Genomic DNA, 12,928 nt, shown 5'->3' with positions numbered 1-12,928 from the left:
CCTTATCCTGGTACCAGGCGAACCTGGAAACAGGCTGCGGGATGGCGCAGCCTGGACAGGTGACCGTTACCGCACCCGGACCCGCCGCCGCACCCGCACCCGCCGCCGCCGACATCCGCCGCCAAGAGCTCGCCGCCTTCCTCCGCAGCCGCCGCGAACGCGTCACACCCGAGCAGGTCGGCCTGCCCCGCGGCGCCCGCCGCCGCACGCCGGGCCTGCGCCGCGAGGAGGTCGCGCAGCTGGCCTGCGTGGGCGTCACCTGGTACACGTGGCTGGAGCAGGCGCGCTCCATCAAGGTGTCCGCGCAGGTCATCGACGCCATCGCGCGGGCGCTCCTGATGGACCCCAGCGAGCGCGCCCACCTCTTCGCGCTCGCGGGCGCCGTCGACCCGCGCCCCGAGGCCGAGTGCACAGCGCTCTCCGCGGAGGTACGACGGCTGATGCGCCGCCTCGGCCCCTACCCGGCCAACGTGCAGAACGGCCGCTACGACGTCCTCGCGTACAACCGCTCCTGGACCCACGTCTTCGGGGACTTCGACGCGATGGAGCCGCGCGACCGCAACTGCCTGTGGCTCCTCGCCACCAGCCGGAGCTGGCGGGAGACCTTCCTCGACCGGGACGAGATGCTGCGCGACCTGGTCGCGAAGTTCCGCGGTGCCATGGCCGAGCACGGCGCCGAACCCGCCTGGAAGGAGCTGCGCGACCGGCTGGCCGGGGCGTCCGCCGAGTTCCGCGAGCTGTGGGAGCGGCACGAGGTGGCGACCATGGCGCCGCACGTCAAGCGCTATCAGCACCCCCAGGTCGGCCTGCTCAGGCTGGAGCACCGGATGCTGTGGATGGCCCCGCTCACGCACGCGTACCGCCTCATCGCGTACGTCCCCGCCGACGACGAGACGGAAGAGCGCCTGGAACGCCTGGAGCGCCTTGCGGAGCCCTCCGCGGAGGCCTGAAAGACGCGGGGGACGGCCGCCTGAGGAGTGAGGGACAATAGAGGGTCCCGTCGTCCGTCCCGGAGATCATCCATGCCGTCCCTGCCGCAGCCCCTGTCGATCGGCCCGCACACCGTGCAGCCGCCCGTCGTGCTCGCCCCCATGGCGGGCATCACGAACGCGCCGTTCCGGACGCTCTGCCGGGAGTTCAGCGGCGGCAAGGGCCTCTTCGTCAGCGAGATGATCACCACCCGCGCCCTGGTGGAGCGCAACGAGAAGACGATGCAGCTGATCCACTTCGACGAGACGGAGAAGCCGCGCTCCATCCAGCTGTACGGCGTCGACCCCGCGACCGTCGGCAAGGCCGTCCGCATGATCGCGGAGGAGGACCTGGCCGACCACATCGACCTGAACTTCGGCTGCCCCGTCCCCAAGGTCACCCGCAAGGGCGGCGGCTCCGCGCTCCCGTACAAGCGCCCGCTGCTCCGCGCCATCCTGCGCGAGGCCGTCAGCGGCGCCGGGGACCTGCCCGTCACCATGAAGATGCGCAAGGGCATCAACGACGACCACATCACCTTCCTCGACGCGGGCCGCATCGCGGTCGAGGAGGGCGTCACGGCCATCGCGCTGCACGGCAGGACCGCTGCCCAGCACTACGGCGGCACGGCCGACTGGGACGCCATCGCCCGCCTCAAGGAGTACGTCCCCGAGATCCCCGTGCTCGGCAACGGCGACATCTGGTCGGCCGCCGACGCGGTCCGCATGATGAACGAGACCGGCTGCGACGGCGTCGTCGTGGGCCGCGGCTGCCTCGGCCGCCCCTGGCTCTTCGGCGACCTGGTCGCCGCCTTCGAGGGCACGGGCGCGCCCAAGGCCCCGACCCTGCGCGAAGTCTCCGCCGTCATGCTGCGCCATGCCACGCTCCTCGGCGAGTGGATCGGCGACGAGTCGCGCGGCGTCATCGACTTCCGCAAGCACGTGGCGTGGTACCTGAAGGGTTTCGCGGTCGGCTCCGAGATGCGCAAGCGCCTCGCGGTCACGTCGTCGCTCGCCGAACTGGAGGACGGGCTCGGCGAGTTGGACCTCGACCAGGAGTGGCCGGCGGGCGCGGACGGTCCGCGCGGCCGCACGTCAGGCAACAACCGCGTGGTGCTGCCGGACGGCTGGCTGAAGGACCCGTACGACTGCGCGGGCATCAGCGAGGAAGCGGAACTGGACACCTCGGGCGGCTGACACGCCCTAGACGAGCGTCACCGTGACCGGCAGCTCCTTGATCCCGTTGACGAAGTTGGACCGCACGCGCCGCACCTCGCCGGCGACCCGGATGTCCGCGAGCCGCGGCAGCAGCTCCTCGAACATGACCCGCATCTCCAGGCGGGCGAGGGAGTTGCCGAGGCAGAAGTGCGGGCTGCCCTTGCCGAAGGTGACGTGGTCGTTGTTCTCGCGGGTGACGTCGAAGCGGTACGGATCCGGGAAGACGTCCTCGTCGCGGTTGCCGGAGGCGAACCACATGACGACCTTGTCGCCCGCCTTGATCAGCTTCCCGCCGAGCTCGACGTCGCACGTCGCCGTCCGCCGGAAGTGGTAGACGGGCGAGGCCCATCGCAGGCACTCCTCGACGGCGTTCGGTATGAGCGAGGGATCGCGGACGAGCCGCGCGCGCTCCTCCGGGTGCTCGATGAGGGCGAGCATGGAGTGTGAGATGGCGTGCCGGGTGGTCTCGTTCCCGGCGACGACGAGCAGCAGAAAGTAGTTGTCGAAGTCGGTGGGGGAGAGCGGAACCCCGTCCTTGGGTGAGCTGTTCACCAGGGCGCTCACGAGGTCACCCCCGCTGCCGCCCCGCCGCCGGGCGGCCAACTCCCTCCCGTACGCGAAGACTTCAAGCGCGGCGGGCGACCGAAACGGCAGGTTCCGATACCGCTCGCTCTCCTCGCTCTCCAGCAGTACGTCCGCGTAGTCGGGATCGGTGTTGCCGATGATGCGGTTGCCCCAGTCGATGAGCCGCTGCGTGTCCTCCTCCGGCACGTCGAGCATGCGCGCGAGCACGTTGATGGGGAAGTCGGCGGATATCTCCCGCACGAAGTCGAAGGTGCCCTTGGGCAGGGCGGCGTCGAGCGTGCAGGCCGTGAGCCCGCGCAGGAACGTCTCGTACGTCGCGACGGCGCGCGGCGTGAACCGCTTCTGCAGGATGAGCCGCATGGCGCGGTGCCGCAGACCGTCGGTCTCCAGCAATGAACGGCGCAGGGCAATGTAATCCTCGTCGACTTCCTCGAGATTCGTGAACCTCTCGGAGGTGAACGTCTCGGGATCACGGTCGACCCGCACGATGTCGGCGTGCCGGGTGACCGCCCAGAAACCGGCGTTGGGCGGGGGCTCGGGCTGCCAGTGGACGGGATCCTCGCGGCGCAGTACGTCGAACATCCGCCAGGGCAGCGCGCGGTCGGTGAACCGGTCGTTGTCGGCGAGGTCGACATCGGCGAGGGCGAGAGGCGGTACGTCGTCGACTGCCGTCGGGGCCGATGGGACCGGCGGGGCCGGCGGGGCCGACGGGAGGGGTCGGTCAGATGAGAAATGCATATTCTCCGAACTCCCAGTCAGTCACGGCCTGTTGGTACCTTTCGACCTCATTGCGCTTGTACGTGAGGAAGGCGCGGACGAAGCCTTCGCCCAGGAGCCCGACGAGCGCCTCGTCGGCTTCCAGCGCGTGGAGCGCTTCGGTGAGCGTGGCGGGCAGCCGGGTCGCCGAGGTCTCGTCGTATCCGTAACCCTCCAACGGGGCGGGCGGTTCGGTCTTCTCCCGCAGCCCGAGAAGGACCGCGGCGACGGTGCCCGCGACGAGGAGATAGGGATTGGCGGACGCGTCACCGAGACGCAGCTCCAGTCTGGTGCCGGCGCCGCGCTCGGGCGGTATGCGGACCATGGCGCTGCGGTTGTCCAGGCCCCAGTCGATCAGCCAGGGGGCGAGGGTGTCGGGTCCGAAACGCTTGTAGGAGTTGACGGTCGGGTTGAGCAGGGCGGCGAGCGCGGGCGCGTGCCGCAGTACGCCGCCGACGGCGTGCCGGGCGGTGGCGGAGATTCCGCCCTCGGCCCGCGGATCGTCGAAGACGTTGCGCCCGTCGCAGTCGACCAGTGACAGGTGCGCGTGGAATCCGGAACCGCCGAGGCCGTTGAAAGGTTTGGCCATGAAGGTCGCGAGCCGCCCTTCATGGCGGGCGGCCTCCTTGACGGCGGCCTTGAAGAAGAAGGCGCGGTCGGCGGCGTCCAGGGCGCCCGAGTGGTCGAGGTTGATCTCGAACTGGCCGCCGTCGAACTCGTGGTTCCCCGCGATGACGCCGATGCCCAGTGCGTCCAACTGCCGTAGCGTCCGCAGTAGATGGCCGTCCGGGTCGCCGCGCCGGCCGGCGCTGTATACGTTTCCGGTGGCGCCGCCGTAGGGGACCCAGCCGGAGGCGGTGGTGGGGGAGGCGTCGCAGAGGAAGTACTCCAGTTCGGGGCCGATGATGGGGGAGATCCCGTGGTCGCCCCCGTACTCATCCGTCCGGTCGAGGACCCGGCGCAGCAGGGCGCGGGGCGACTCGGGTACGGGCACTCCCGTGAGCGGATCGAGACTGTCGCCCAGGCACCAGGCGACCCCTGGCTCCCACGGCAGCGGTTTGAGCGTGCGCAGATCCGGTTGTACGCAGATGTCGGGGAGCCCCGCGTCGAGTCCCCCCGCGACGGGGACGACGTCGCCCCTGGGGCTGGTGTGGTAGACGGCCCGGCAGAAGGTGAGCCCGTGCCCGCAGGCGCTCGGCAACTGTCCGACCAGGACGTCGCGTCCGCGGTCGGCTCCTATGAGGTCGGGGTAGACGACGCGGACGACGTCGGTGCCGGTGGCGCGCAGCGCTTCGACGGTTTCCGTGACGTGGGTGTCCCGGTCCCGGGACCGTGCGCTCGCTTCACTCACCCGTGGCCCAGCCTTTCGGGGTGCGGCGGCTTTTTGTTTGACCTCAAACGTTATGCACGGTGGGGCACCCCCGCAAGGGGGCGCGGGCCCACTCAACGTGGGGTGGGTGGCGCCTCGTTGTTCTCCGTGGCACCCCGGTGGGGGGACTGTCCCGCCGCTTCGCGGCGGATGTATCCCACCCACCCGCCCGTGCGCCCTGCGCCGTCCTGCCGGGGTAGGAGCACCGAGCCCGCCGCTTCGCGGCGGATGCATCCCACCCGCCCGCCCGTGCACCCCGCGACGCCCAGCGGGAGTAGGAGCGAGTCGCCTCACCGGGCCGCAGGCGCAAGCGCTCGCGAGGGGGTGTGGGGGTATGTGCGAACGGAGCACTGAGCACACTGTGGCGTCTTTGGACTTGAGGCGCGACGCAGGGATAGCGAGTACGCACATACCCCCGCGCCCCCGCCCCACAGACGGGCGGCCCGCGCGACCCGCACCCCGCGAAGCGACCCCGCCCCAGTGACAGCCCCACCCGCCCCGGCGTACCGTACGGGGTCAAACGAGGCGTGGGAGGGGCTGGTCATGGTCGGAGGACTCAGGGGATTCTTGCCGCCCAAGAGCGCCACCGGCCGGTCCGCCATCGTGCCGCCACCCCCCTGGCACTACTCCGGCGACCTCCTCACAGTGGAATACCGCACCGACCCGGCCCGCGTCCGCGAACTCCTCCCCGCCCCCCTCGACCCCGCCCCCGACGACCCCGGCGCGGTCGCCCTCATCTGGGCCGACTGGCAGTCCTGCGGCGCCGACGGGAGTGAACTCGTCGACCCCGTCCGCGCCCAGTACAAGGAGTGCTTCGCGGTCGTCCGCTGCGCCTACCGCGACCGTACGTACTCCCGCTGCGTGTACATCTGGGTCGACAAGGACTTCGCCGTCGCCCGCGGCAACCACCAGGGCTACCCGAAGAAGCTCGGCTCCATCCACCTCACCCGCCCCCACCCCTACGGCCCCGCCCCCCGCATCGAACCCGGCGCCGTCTTCGGCGCCACCCTCGCCGCCGCCGACCGCCGCCTCGCCCAGGCGGTGGTCACCCTGCGCGCCCCCTCACCCACCAACGGCTTCGTCAACGCCCACCCCATGGCCCACCACCGCCAACTCCCGTCCATCGACGGCAAGGGCCTCGCCCTGGACGAGCTGATCGAGTCGGGCGCCGCGGCCTTCGAGGGCGGCCAGGCGTGGGCGGGCGAGGCCGAGCTCGACCTTTTCGAGGCGCCCACGGAGGAACTGGCCGCGCTCGCCGTCGAGGAGCCGATCGGTGCGTACTACCGTCAGGTGGGCGTCACCTGGAACGGCGGGACACTGTTGGAGCGCGAGCTGTAGACCCCGGCCGCCCCCACCCCCTTATTACTTGCCAGCCACACCACGAGGAGCCACTGAGTGACGGGCCACCGCACCATCCGCGAGACCGAGAAGGCGGTCCGGGCCAAGCTCGGCGACACGGGTACGCGTGTCCAGTACGAGCAGATGGCCGCCGTCTCGAACATCTACCGCGCGGCGGCGGCCGTACGGCAGCACTTCGAGAACTCCGTGCTCCGGGGTGCCGAACTGACGTGGACGTCCTTCGTGGTTCTCTACGTCATCTGGATCTGGGGCGAGACGGAGACGCGGTACGTCGCCGAGGAGGCGGGCATCTCCAAGGGCACGCTCACCGGGGTCGCCCGCACCCTCATGGGGCGCGGCCTCGTCGAGCGCCGCGGTCACCCCGACGACGGCCGGCTCGTCCTGCTCCGCCTCACGGATGAGGGGGAGCGGCTGATGGGTGAGGTCTTTCCCGCCTTCAACGCGGAGGAGGCGTTCGTCACCGGGGGGCTGACGGATGAGGAGTGCGAGACGTTGGCGGATCTGCTGCGGAGGATCGTCGTGCGGACGGAGGAGCGGGGGGATGAGCGGCGGCAGCGGTTGCTGAATGGGGCGGAGCCGGTGCGGAGGCGTAGTGGGCGGAGGGCCAGGCGGTCCGCGTAGCGGGCTTTTCCGAGGCGCGTGCCTCGTGGGTGCACTGCGGGGCGGTGGGGGTTGGCCGCGCAGTTCCCCGCGCCCCTGGGGGTGTTTCGCGTGTGGGTTCGCTGCGGGCCTGTGGGGGTTGGCCGCGCAGTTCCCCGCGCCCCTGGAAGGGGGCGCTCTGGTCGGTGTTCGCTGCGGGGTGGTGGGGGCTGGTCGCGCAGTTCCCCGCGCCCCTAACCACCCTCCGGCGCCCCTACCCCCCAAGGCGCCCCTCACCCATCCCCGGGTCCCTCACCCACCCCCCTCAACGGCCGCCCGAACCAACGCCCCGAACAGACCCTGCTGGCCCCGGTCCGTCGCCGCCGTGTCCTCCGGATGCCACTGCACCGCGGTGAACCAGCCGGCCGCGTCCGCGAGTTCCAGGGCCTCGATCGTTCCGTCGGTCGACCAGGCGGTGGGGGTGAGGCCCTGTCCGAGGCGGTCTACGCACTGGTGGTGGTAGCAGGAGACCGCTACCTCCTCCGTGCCCTCCTCGCTCGGGGCTCCGCCCACACCCATCGCCCGCGCCACCGTTGACCCGGTCGCCAGCCGTACGGGGTGGACCACATGGCGGTGATCCGTGCCGGGGCCGCCCATGTCCTGGCGCAACGTGCCGCCGAGTGCGACGTTCACCGCCTGTAGTCCGCGGCACACCGCCAGGGTCGGCAGGCCGGTGGACAGCGCACAGTGCGTGAGGGCGAGGTCGAAGTCGTCCTGTGCGTCGTCGACGTCGTACACGGAGCGGTGTACGCCTCCCGCCCCTGTCCCGTCGGCCCCCGCTCCCACCCCGTACCGCCAAGGCGCGAGATCCCCGCCTCCAGGCAGCAGCAGTCCTGCGCAGCGCGACAGTCGGTCGGCGGTCTCGTCCGGCGGGCCGGGAAGCATCATGAACGGCTCGCCGCCCGCGCGGAACACCGCCTCGGCGAGGGCGCGGGCGGTGACGACGGCGGCGTAGCGGAGGGCGGAGGTCGTCGCGGCGTACCGCTGGGGGAGGGCGATCAGGGGTCGACGGCTCGGCATCGGAACCTCCCGGGCCGGTCGGCAACAGACGCAGGCTGAAGCGGGGTCGTCGTTTGAGCCCGAACGGTAGTCGAAGTACCGGACCCCTGCGAGGGGTTGACCCCCTGCCGCCCCCGCTCGTACGTTGTTTGGGGTCAAACGAACCGGGGCGGTGATGGTTATGGATCAAGCTCCACTCACGGCGACAGCTGCGTTGCGCGCAACGGTCGCCAGCGTCGAAGGCGTACCCGTCGACACCCGCCACTGGATCAACGGCACCCGCTCAGCCACCGTCACGGGCACCGCCACCCCCACCCCCACCCCCGCCTTCACCGACCACTCACCCATCGACGGCACCCCTCTCGCCGCCATCGCACGTGGCGGCCCCGGCGAGGCACGCGCCGCCGTGGTCGCCGCCCGTAACGCGTTCGCCGGGTGGGCGGCGACGCCGGCCGCCGAGCGGGCCCGGCTGCTGCGCGCCGTCGCCGACGGCGTCGACGCCCGCGCCGAGGAGCTCGCGGCGGTCGAGACCGCCGACAACGGCGCACTCCTGCGCTCGAACCGCCGCGGCGTCATGCCGCGCGTCGCCCACAACTTCCGCTACTTCGCCGACCGGCTCCTCGCTCTCGGCCACGAGGACTTCGACACGCGGGGGCACACGAACCACGTCAGCTGGGACCCGGCGGGGCCCGCCGTCCTCATCACCCCGTGGAACGCCCCGCTGATGCTCGCCAGTTGGAAGATCGCGCCGGCGCTCGCGGCGGGCTCCACCGTCGTGCTCAAGCCCTCCGAGTGGACCCCGCTGACCGCCTCGCTCCTCGCCGACATCACGCATGAGGCGGGGCTGCCGCCCGGAGTCTTCAACGTCGTGCAGGGGTACGGCGCCGAGGCCGGGGCGCCCCTCACCGCCGACCCCGACGTGCGCCGCATCAGCTTCACCGGCTCCGTGCCCACCGCCCGCCGCATCGCCGAGGCCGCCGCCGCCCACCTCGTGCCGTGCAGCTTCGAGCTCGGCGGCAAGTCGCCGCTGCTCGTCCTCGCCGACGCCGACCTGGAGCTGGCCGCCGACCTCGCCGTGGAGCAGTACGACAACGCCGGGCAGGTCTGTCTCGCCGCCACCCGCCTCCTCGTCGAAGAGCCCGTGCGCGACGCCTTCCTCGGGCACTTCCTCGACCGGGTGACGAAGCTGACCCAGGGGGACCCGCGCGACGAGGCCACCGGCATCGGGCCCAACATCCATCCCCGGCACGTGGAGCGCGTCGACGGGTTCGTCCGCCGCGCCCTCGAAGCGGGCGCGAAGGCCGTCACCGGCGGCGGCCGCAACCCGGAGCTGGGCGGCAACTACTACCTCCCCACCCTCCTCACCGACGTCGCCCAGGACTCCGAGATCGTCCAGGAGGAGGTCTTCGGTCCTGTCCTCACCCTCCAGACCTTCCCCGAAGGGGACGACGACGAGGCCGTGCGCCTCGCCAACGGCACCCGCTTCGGCCTCGCCGCCACCCTCGTCGCCGGTGACCGCGAGCGCGCCGCGCGGATCAGCGGGCGGCTCGTGGCGGGCACGGTCTGGGTCAACTGCTTCTTCGTGCGCGACCTCTCCGCCCCCTTCGGCGGATCGCGCAGTTCCGGTGTCGGGCGCGAGGGCGGCGACTGGTCCTTCGACTTCTACTGCGACCTCAAGAACACCGTGACCGCACCGAAAGGGTGGGCCCGTCATGGATAGGGCCAGGGGTGGGCCCGTCATGGATGAGGCCAGGGGCGAGATCGTCGGGGCCGGCCTCCTCGCCCACGTACCCACCATCGTGCTGCCGGAGCAGACCCGCAAAGAGCTCAACGAAGGCCGCGAGATCAGCCTCGTGCCCGGCCTGCGCAAGCTGCGCGCCGACGTCTTCGAGGCGCTCGACTACGACACCGTCGTCGTCCTCGACTCGCACTGGGCGACCACCGTCGAGTTCGTGGTCTCCGCGCACACCCGCCGCGCCGGTCTCTTCACCTCCGAAGAACTGCCGCGCGGCATGTGCCGCATGCCGTACGACTACCCGGGCGACCCCGAACTCGCCCACTCCATCGCACGGTTCGCGGACGCGCACGGCACCTGGATCACCCCGATCGACGACCCCTTCCTGCCCGTGTACTACGCCACGATCAACCTGTGGACGTACCTGGGCCACGGCCTCCCCGAGAAGAAGTGGGTCTCGATCGGGGTCTGTCAGACCGGTGACGCCGAGGACCATCTGCGGCTCGGCCGTGCGCTCGCCGACGGCATCGGCGCGCTGCCCGGCCGCAGGGTCCTGCTCATCGCGTCCGGCGCCCTCTCCCACACGTTCTGGCCGCTGCGCGAGCTGCGCGCCCACGAGTCCAGCGACCCGTCCCACATCCGTACGCCCGAAGCCCGCGCCGCCGACCACGCACGCATCGAGTGGCTCGAACGCGGCGACCACGCCCAAGTCCTGCGCACCATGCCGGAGTTCCTCACGTACAAGCCGGAAGCACGGTTCGGGCACTACCTCATGATGGTCGGCGCCCTCGGCGAAGAGCGCTGCACCGCCCCCGGGCGCGCCTACAGCGCGTACGAGAACTCCATCGGCACCGGACAGATGCACCTCTGGTTCGACCGCCCGGCCGACGGCTGGACCGGCACCAGGACCGGCACCAGGACCGGCACCGGCACCGACCCGAGTGAGGGGGAAGCCGCATGAGCGCGGCGAGCACCATCGAGTACCGCCGCGTCCTGCTCGACGGGGCCGCCGTCCAGGTCGTGTGCGAGGGCGACGAGCTCGTGGCGCCGGACGGCCGCCGCGTCAAGGCGGCCGAAGCGCACCACCTCCCTCCCGTACGGCCTTCCAAAGTGATCGCCGTGCACCTCAACCACCGCAGCAGGGTGGCGGAGTTCGGAGTCGCGCTGCCGTCCGCGCCCACCTATTTCCACAAGCCCGTCTCCGCCCTCAACGCCCACGGCGGCGCGGTCGTACGCCCCGAGGGATGCCAGTACCTCAACTACGAGGGCGAGATCGGCATCGTCATCGGCCGCCCCTGCCGCAACATCGCCCCCACGGACGCCCCTTCCCACATCGCGGGCTTCACCGTCGCCAACGACTTCGGCCTGCACGACTTCCGCGACACCGACGCCGGTTCGATGCTCCGCGTCAAGGGCTCCGACACGCTCTGCCCGCTCGGCCCCGGCCTCGTCACGGGCTGGGACTTCCGCGGCAAGTACCTGCGCACGTACGTCAACGGCACGCTCGTCCAGGACGGTTCGACGGACGAGATGGAGTGGGACATGCACTACCTCGTCGCCGACATCGCCCGCACGATCACCCTGGAACCGGGCGACGTACTGCTCTCCGGAACACCCGCGGGGTCGCGGCCGGTCCGCCCCGGGGACGTCGTCGAGGTCGAGGCCGAGGGCCTCGGACGGCTCACCAACCACATCGTCACCGGGCCGACGGCGGTCCGCACCGACGTCGGAGCCCAGCCCACCGCGTCGGAGGAGGTCCTCTCCACGGCGCTCGGCGGTGACTGGGAGTTCCGAGGCGTACGTCCGCCGCGTCGCTGAACAATCCATTGAACCGAAGGAGTTGGAATGGTCCGAGTCATCGTCGACCTGGACGTCTGCCAGGATCACGGGCAGTGCGTGTTCGCCGCGCCGGACATCTTCCGGCTGGACGGCGAAGGGCACCTCGCGTACGTCGGCTCGCCCGACGAGTCGCTGCGTGCGGACGCCGAGGACGCCGCCGACGTCTGCCCGTTGCAGGCCATCCGGGTCGAGGGTTGAGGGCCGAGCCATGCGGACAGCGGCTGCGGCGGTGACAGCGGTGGGCATCGCCGTCGTAGGCGCCTCGCTGGGCGGGTTACGCGCGGCGGAGCAGCTGCGGGCCGCGGGCTGGCGGGGTGCGATCACGGTCTTCGGTGACGAGCCGCATCTCCCGTACAACAGGCCGCCGTTGTCCAAGGAGGTCCTCGCGGGCGAGGTGCCCGCCGGTACCACCCGATTGCGCCGCCGCTCCAGCGTCGAGGACGTCGAATGGCGTCTGGGCGCGGCGGTAGCGTCCGCCGATCTGGTCGCGCGCAGGCTGACGCTGGCCGATGGTTCGGCGTACGTGTACGAGGGTCTGGTGGCCGCGACGGGGGTGCGGCCACGCAGGCTCCCGATGCCCGGGGGCCCGCCCCGGCACGTCCTCCGCACGCTGGAGGACTCGGCGGCTCTGGCCGCCGGGCTGGTGGCGGGCGCCCGGGTGCTGGTGATCGGCTCCGGCTTCATCGGCTGCGAGGTGGCGGCCACCGCGCGGACGGCGGGCTGCGCGGTGACCGTCGTGGCGCCGGAGCCGGAACCGATGGTGCTCGCGCTCGGCCCGCATCTGGCGCGGGCGCTGCGCCTGCGCCACGAGGCGCGGGGAGTACGGTTCCTCATGGGGCGTCTGGCGACGGAACTCACGCCGGAGGGCTGCGTCCTGGACGACGGTACGGAACTACGGGCGGACCTGCTCGTCGAAGCGATCGGTTCGCTCGCCAACACGGAATGGCTGGCGGCGACGCCGGGGCTGGACCTGACCGACGGCATCCTCTGCGACGCCCACCTGCGTATCGGTGGCCTCCCGCACGCGGTGGCGGTCGGCGACGTGGCCCGCTTCCCGAACCCGCGCTACGGCCCCGTGCCGCGCCGCGTCGAACACTGGTCGGTCCCCGGCGACACGGCCCGCCACGCGGCCCGCACGCTGGTCGCGGCCCTGACCGGCACGCCCCGCGACCCGGCCCCCTGCGCCCCGCTCCCCTCCTTCTGGAGTGACCAGTACACCCTTCGCCTCCAGTCCTTCGGCCAGCCCGCCCTGGCCGACCGCTGCGAACTCCTGGAAGGCGACCCGACCGCCTCCGAGGGAGACCTCCTCTACGCCTACTACCAGGGCACCCGCCTCATCGGCGTGGCCGCGCTGGGCGGCCCGACGGCAACCGCCGCGGCAGCCCGCCACCGCGCCCGCCTCATGACGCTGCCGGAGCCGGTGGCCTGACGGGCGGGGGACGGTCCACCCGTCGACGACGTCCA

General features: G+C 71.8%; 12 protein-coding genes. 9 read left to right on the top strand and 3 right to left on the bottom strand.

Features of this window, described 5'->3' with window-relative positions:
* The first annotated feature begins 59 nt into the window (after positions 1-59).
* Together ACI2L3_RS01615 and dusB are read left to right on the top strand one after the other, a co-directional pair.
* The gene (locus ACI2L3_RS01615; protein WP_404750282.1) at positions 60-950 is read left to right on the top strand and encodes a helix-turn-helix transcriptional regulator; all 891 of its coding nucleotides are present in this window, start codon (positions 60-62) and stop codon (positions 948-950) included.
* A gap of 72 nt (positions 951-1,022) precedes the next feature.
* Positions 1,023-2,162, top strand: a complete 1,140-nt coding sequence (gene dusB, locus ACI2L3_RS01610) for a tRNA dihydrouridine synthase DusB (RefSeq protein WP_404750281.1) — start codon at positions 1,023-1,025, stop codon at positions 2,160-2,162.
* Positions 2,163-2,168: 6 nt separating this feature from the next.
* Here the strand turns inward: dusB and ACI2L3_RS01605 are convergent, their stop codons facing one another.
* Both ACI2L3_RS01605 and ACI2L3_RS01600 read right to left on the bottom strand, forming a co-directional pair.
* A complete protein-coding gene (locus ACI2L3_RS01605) occupies positions 2,169-3,506 on the bottom strand; it encodes a cytochrome P450 (protein WP_404750280.1) in 1,338 nt (445 codons plus the stop codon).
* Positions 3,490-4,875 (bottom strand): glutamine synthetase family protein, encoded by a 1,386-nt coding sequence (locus tag ACI2L3_RS01600; protein WP_404750279.1) that lies wholly within the window; start codon positions 4,873-4,875, stop codon positions 3,490-3,492. Before ACI2L3_RS01600 ends, ACI2L3_RS01605 begins: the two co-directional genes overlap by 17 nt.
* A gap of 561 nt (positions 4,876-5,436) precedes the next feature.
* On the opposite strand from ACI2L3_RS01600, the gene ACI2L3_RS01595 reads away from it, so the two are divergent.
* Together ACI2L3_RS01595 and ACI2L3_RS01590 are read left to right on the top strand one after the other, a co-directional pair.
* A complete protein-coding gene (locus ACI2L3_RS01595; RefSeq protein WP_404750278.1) occupies positions 5,437-6,231 on the top strand; it encodes an acetoacetate decarboxylase family protein in 795 nt (264 codons plus the stop codon).
* Positions 6,232-6,288: 57 nt separating this feature from the next.
* The gene (locus tag ACI2L3_RS01590; RefSeq protein ID WP_404750277.1) at positions 6,289-6,873 is read left to right on the top strand and encodes a MarR family winged helix-turn-helix transcriptional regulator; all 585 of its coding nucleotides are present in this window, start codon (positions 6,289-6,291) and stop codon (positions 6,871-6,873) included.
* A gap of 270 nt (positions 6,874-7,143) precedes the next feature.
* On the opposite strand, the gene ACI2L3_RS01585 is transcribed toward ACI2L3_RS01590, so the two are convergent.
* On the bottom strand, positions 7,144-7,911 hold the full coding sequence (locus ACI2L3_RS01585) for a gamma-glutamyl-gamma-aminobutyrate hydrolase family protein (RefSeq protein ID WP_404750276.1): 768 nt from the start codon (positions 7,909-7,911) through the stop codon (positions 7,144-7,146).
* A 160-nt stretch (positions 7,912-8,071) separates the two neighbouring features.
* Here ACI2L3_RS01585 and ACI2L3_RS01580 point away from each other — a divergent pair, with 160 nt between their 5' ends.
* Genes ACI2L3_RS01580 through ACI2L3_RS01560 form a run of 5 tightly spaced genes read left to right on the top strand, consistent with a single transcriptional unit; the run spans position 8,072 to position 12,893 of the window.
* Positions 8,072-9,610, top strand: coding sequence for an aldehyde dehydrogenase (locus ACI2L3_RS01580; protein WP_404750275.1), 1,539 nt, complete (start codon positions 8,072-8,074; stop codon positions 9,608-9,610).
* 19 nt (positions 9,611-9,629) lie between these two features.
* On the top strand, positions 9,630-10,586 hold the full coding sequence (locus tag ACI2L3_RS01575; RefSeq protein WP_404750274.1) for a 3,4-dihydroxyphenylacetate 2,3-dioxygenase: 957 nt from the start codon (positions 9,630-9,632) through the stop codon (positions 10,584-10,586).
* Positions 10,583-11,443: a fumarylacetoacetate hydrolase family protein gene (locus ACI2L3_RS01570; protein WP_404750273.1), complete on the top strand. Its 861-nt coding sequence runs from the start codon at positions 10,583-10,585 to the stop codon at positions 11,441-11,443. Before ACI2L3_RS01575 ends, ACI2L3_RS01570 begins: the two co-directional genes overlap by 4 nt.
* 27 nt (positions 11,444-11,470) lie before the next feature.
* The gene (locus ACI2L3_RS01565; RefSeq protein WP_404750272.1) at positions 11,471-11,662 is read left to right on the top strand and encodes a ferredoxin; all 192 of its coding nucleotides are present in this window, start codon (positions 11,471-11,473) and stop codon (positions 11,660-11,662) included.
* A gap of 10 nt (positions 11,663-11,672) precedes the next feature.
* Positions 11,673-12,893 (top strand): NAD(P)/FAD-dependent oxidoreductase, encoded by a 1,221-nt coding sequence (locus ACI2L3_RS01560; protein ID WP_404750271.1) that lies wholly within the window; start codon positions 11,673-11,675, stop codon positions 12,891-12,893.
* Positions 12,894-12,928 lie beyond the last annotated feature (35 nt).

Source organism: Streptomyces sp. NPDC029674, from assembly GCF_044903205.1.
Taxonomy (GTDB): domain Bacteria; phylum Actinomycetota; class Actinomycetes; order Streptomycetales; family Streptomycetaceae; genus Streptomyces.
Note: the sequence above shows the minus strand (reverse complement) of the source record. Positions and strands in the feature narration are given on the sequence as shown.

Excerpts from the sequence above, each read along its gene's own strand:
- dusB (WP_404750281.1), top strand. The coding sequence starts at position 1,023 with ATGCCGTCCCTGCCGCAGCCCCTGTCGATCGGCCCGCACACCGTGCAG.
- ACI2L3_RS01605 (WP_404750280.1), bottom strand. The coding sequence starts at position 3,506 with ATGCATTTCTCATCTGACCGACCCCTCCCGTCGGCCCCGCCGGCCCCG.
- ACI2L3_RS01595 (WP_404750278.1), top strand. The coding sequence starts at position 5,437 with ATGGTCGGAGGACTCAGGGGATTCTTGCCGCCCAAGAGCGCCACCGGC.
- ACI2L3_RS01585 (WP_404750276.1), bottom strand. The coding sequence starts at position 7,911 with ATGCCGAGCCGTCGACCCCTGATCGCCCTCCCCCAGCGGTACGCCGCG.
- ACI2L3_RS01580 (WP_404750275.1), top strand. The coding sequence starts at position 8,072 with ATGGATCAAGCTCCACTCACGGCGACAGCTGCGTTGCGCGCAACGGTC.
- ACI2L3_RS01575 (WP_404750274.1), top strand. The coding sequence starts at position 9,630 with ATGGATGAGGCCAGGGGCGAGATCGTCGGGGCCGGCCTCCTCGCCCAC.
- ACI2L3_RS01570 (WP_404750273.1), top strand. The coding sequence starts at position 10,583 with ATGAGCGCGGCGAGCACCATCGAGTACCGCCGCGTCCTGCTCGACGGG.
- ACI2L3_RS01565 (WP_404750272.1), top strand. The coding sequence starts at position 11,471 with ATGGTCCGAGTCATCGTCGACCTGGACGTCTGCCAGGATCACGGGCAG.
- ACI2L3_RS01560 (WP_404750271.1), top strand. The coding sequence starts at position 11,673 with ATGCGGACAGCGGCTGCGGCGGTGACAGCGGTGGGCATCGCCGTCGTA.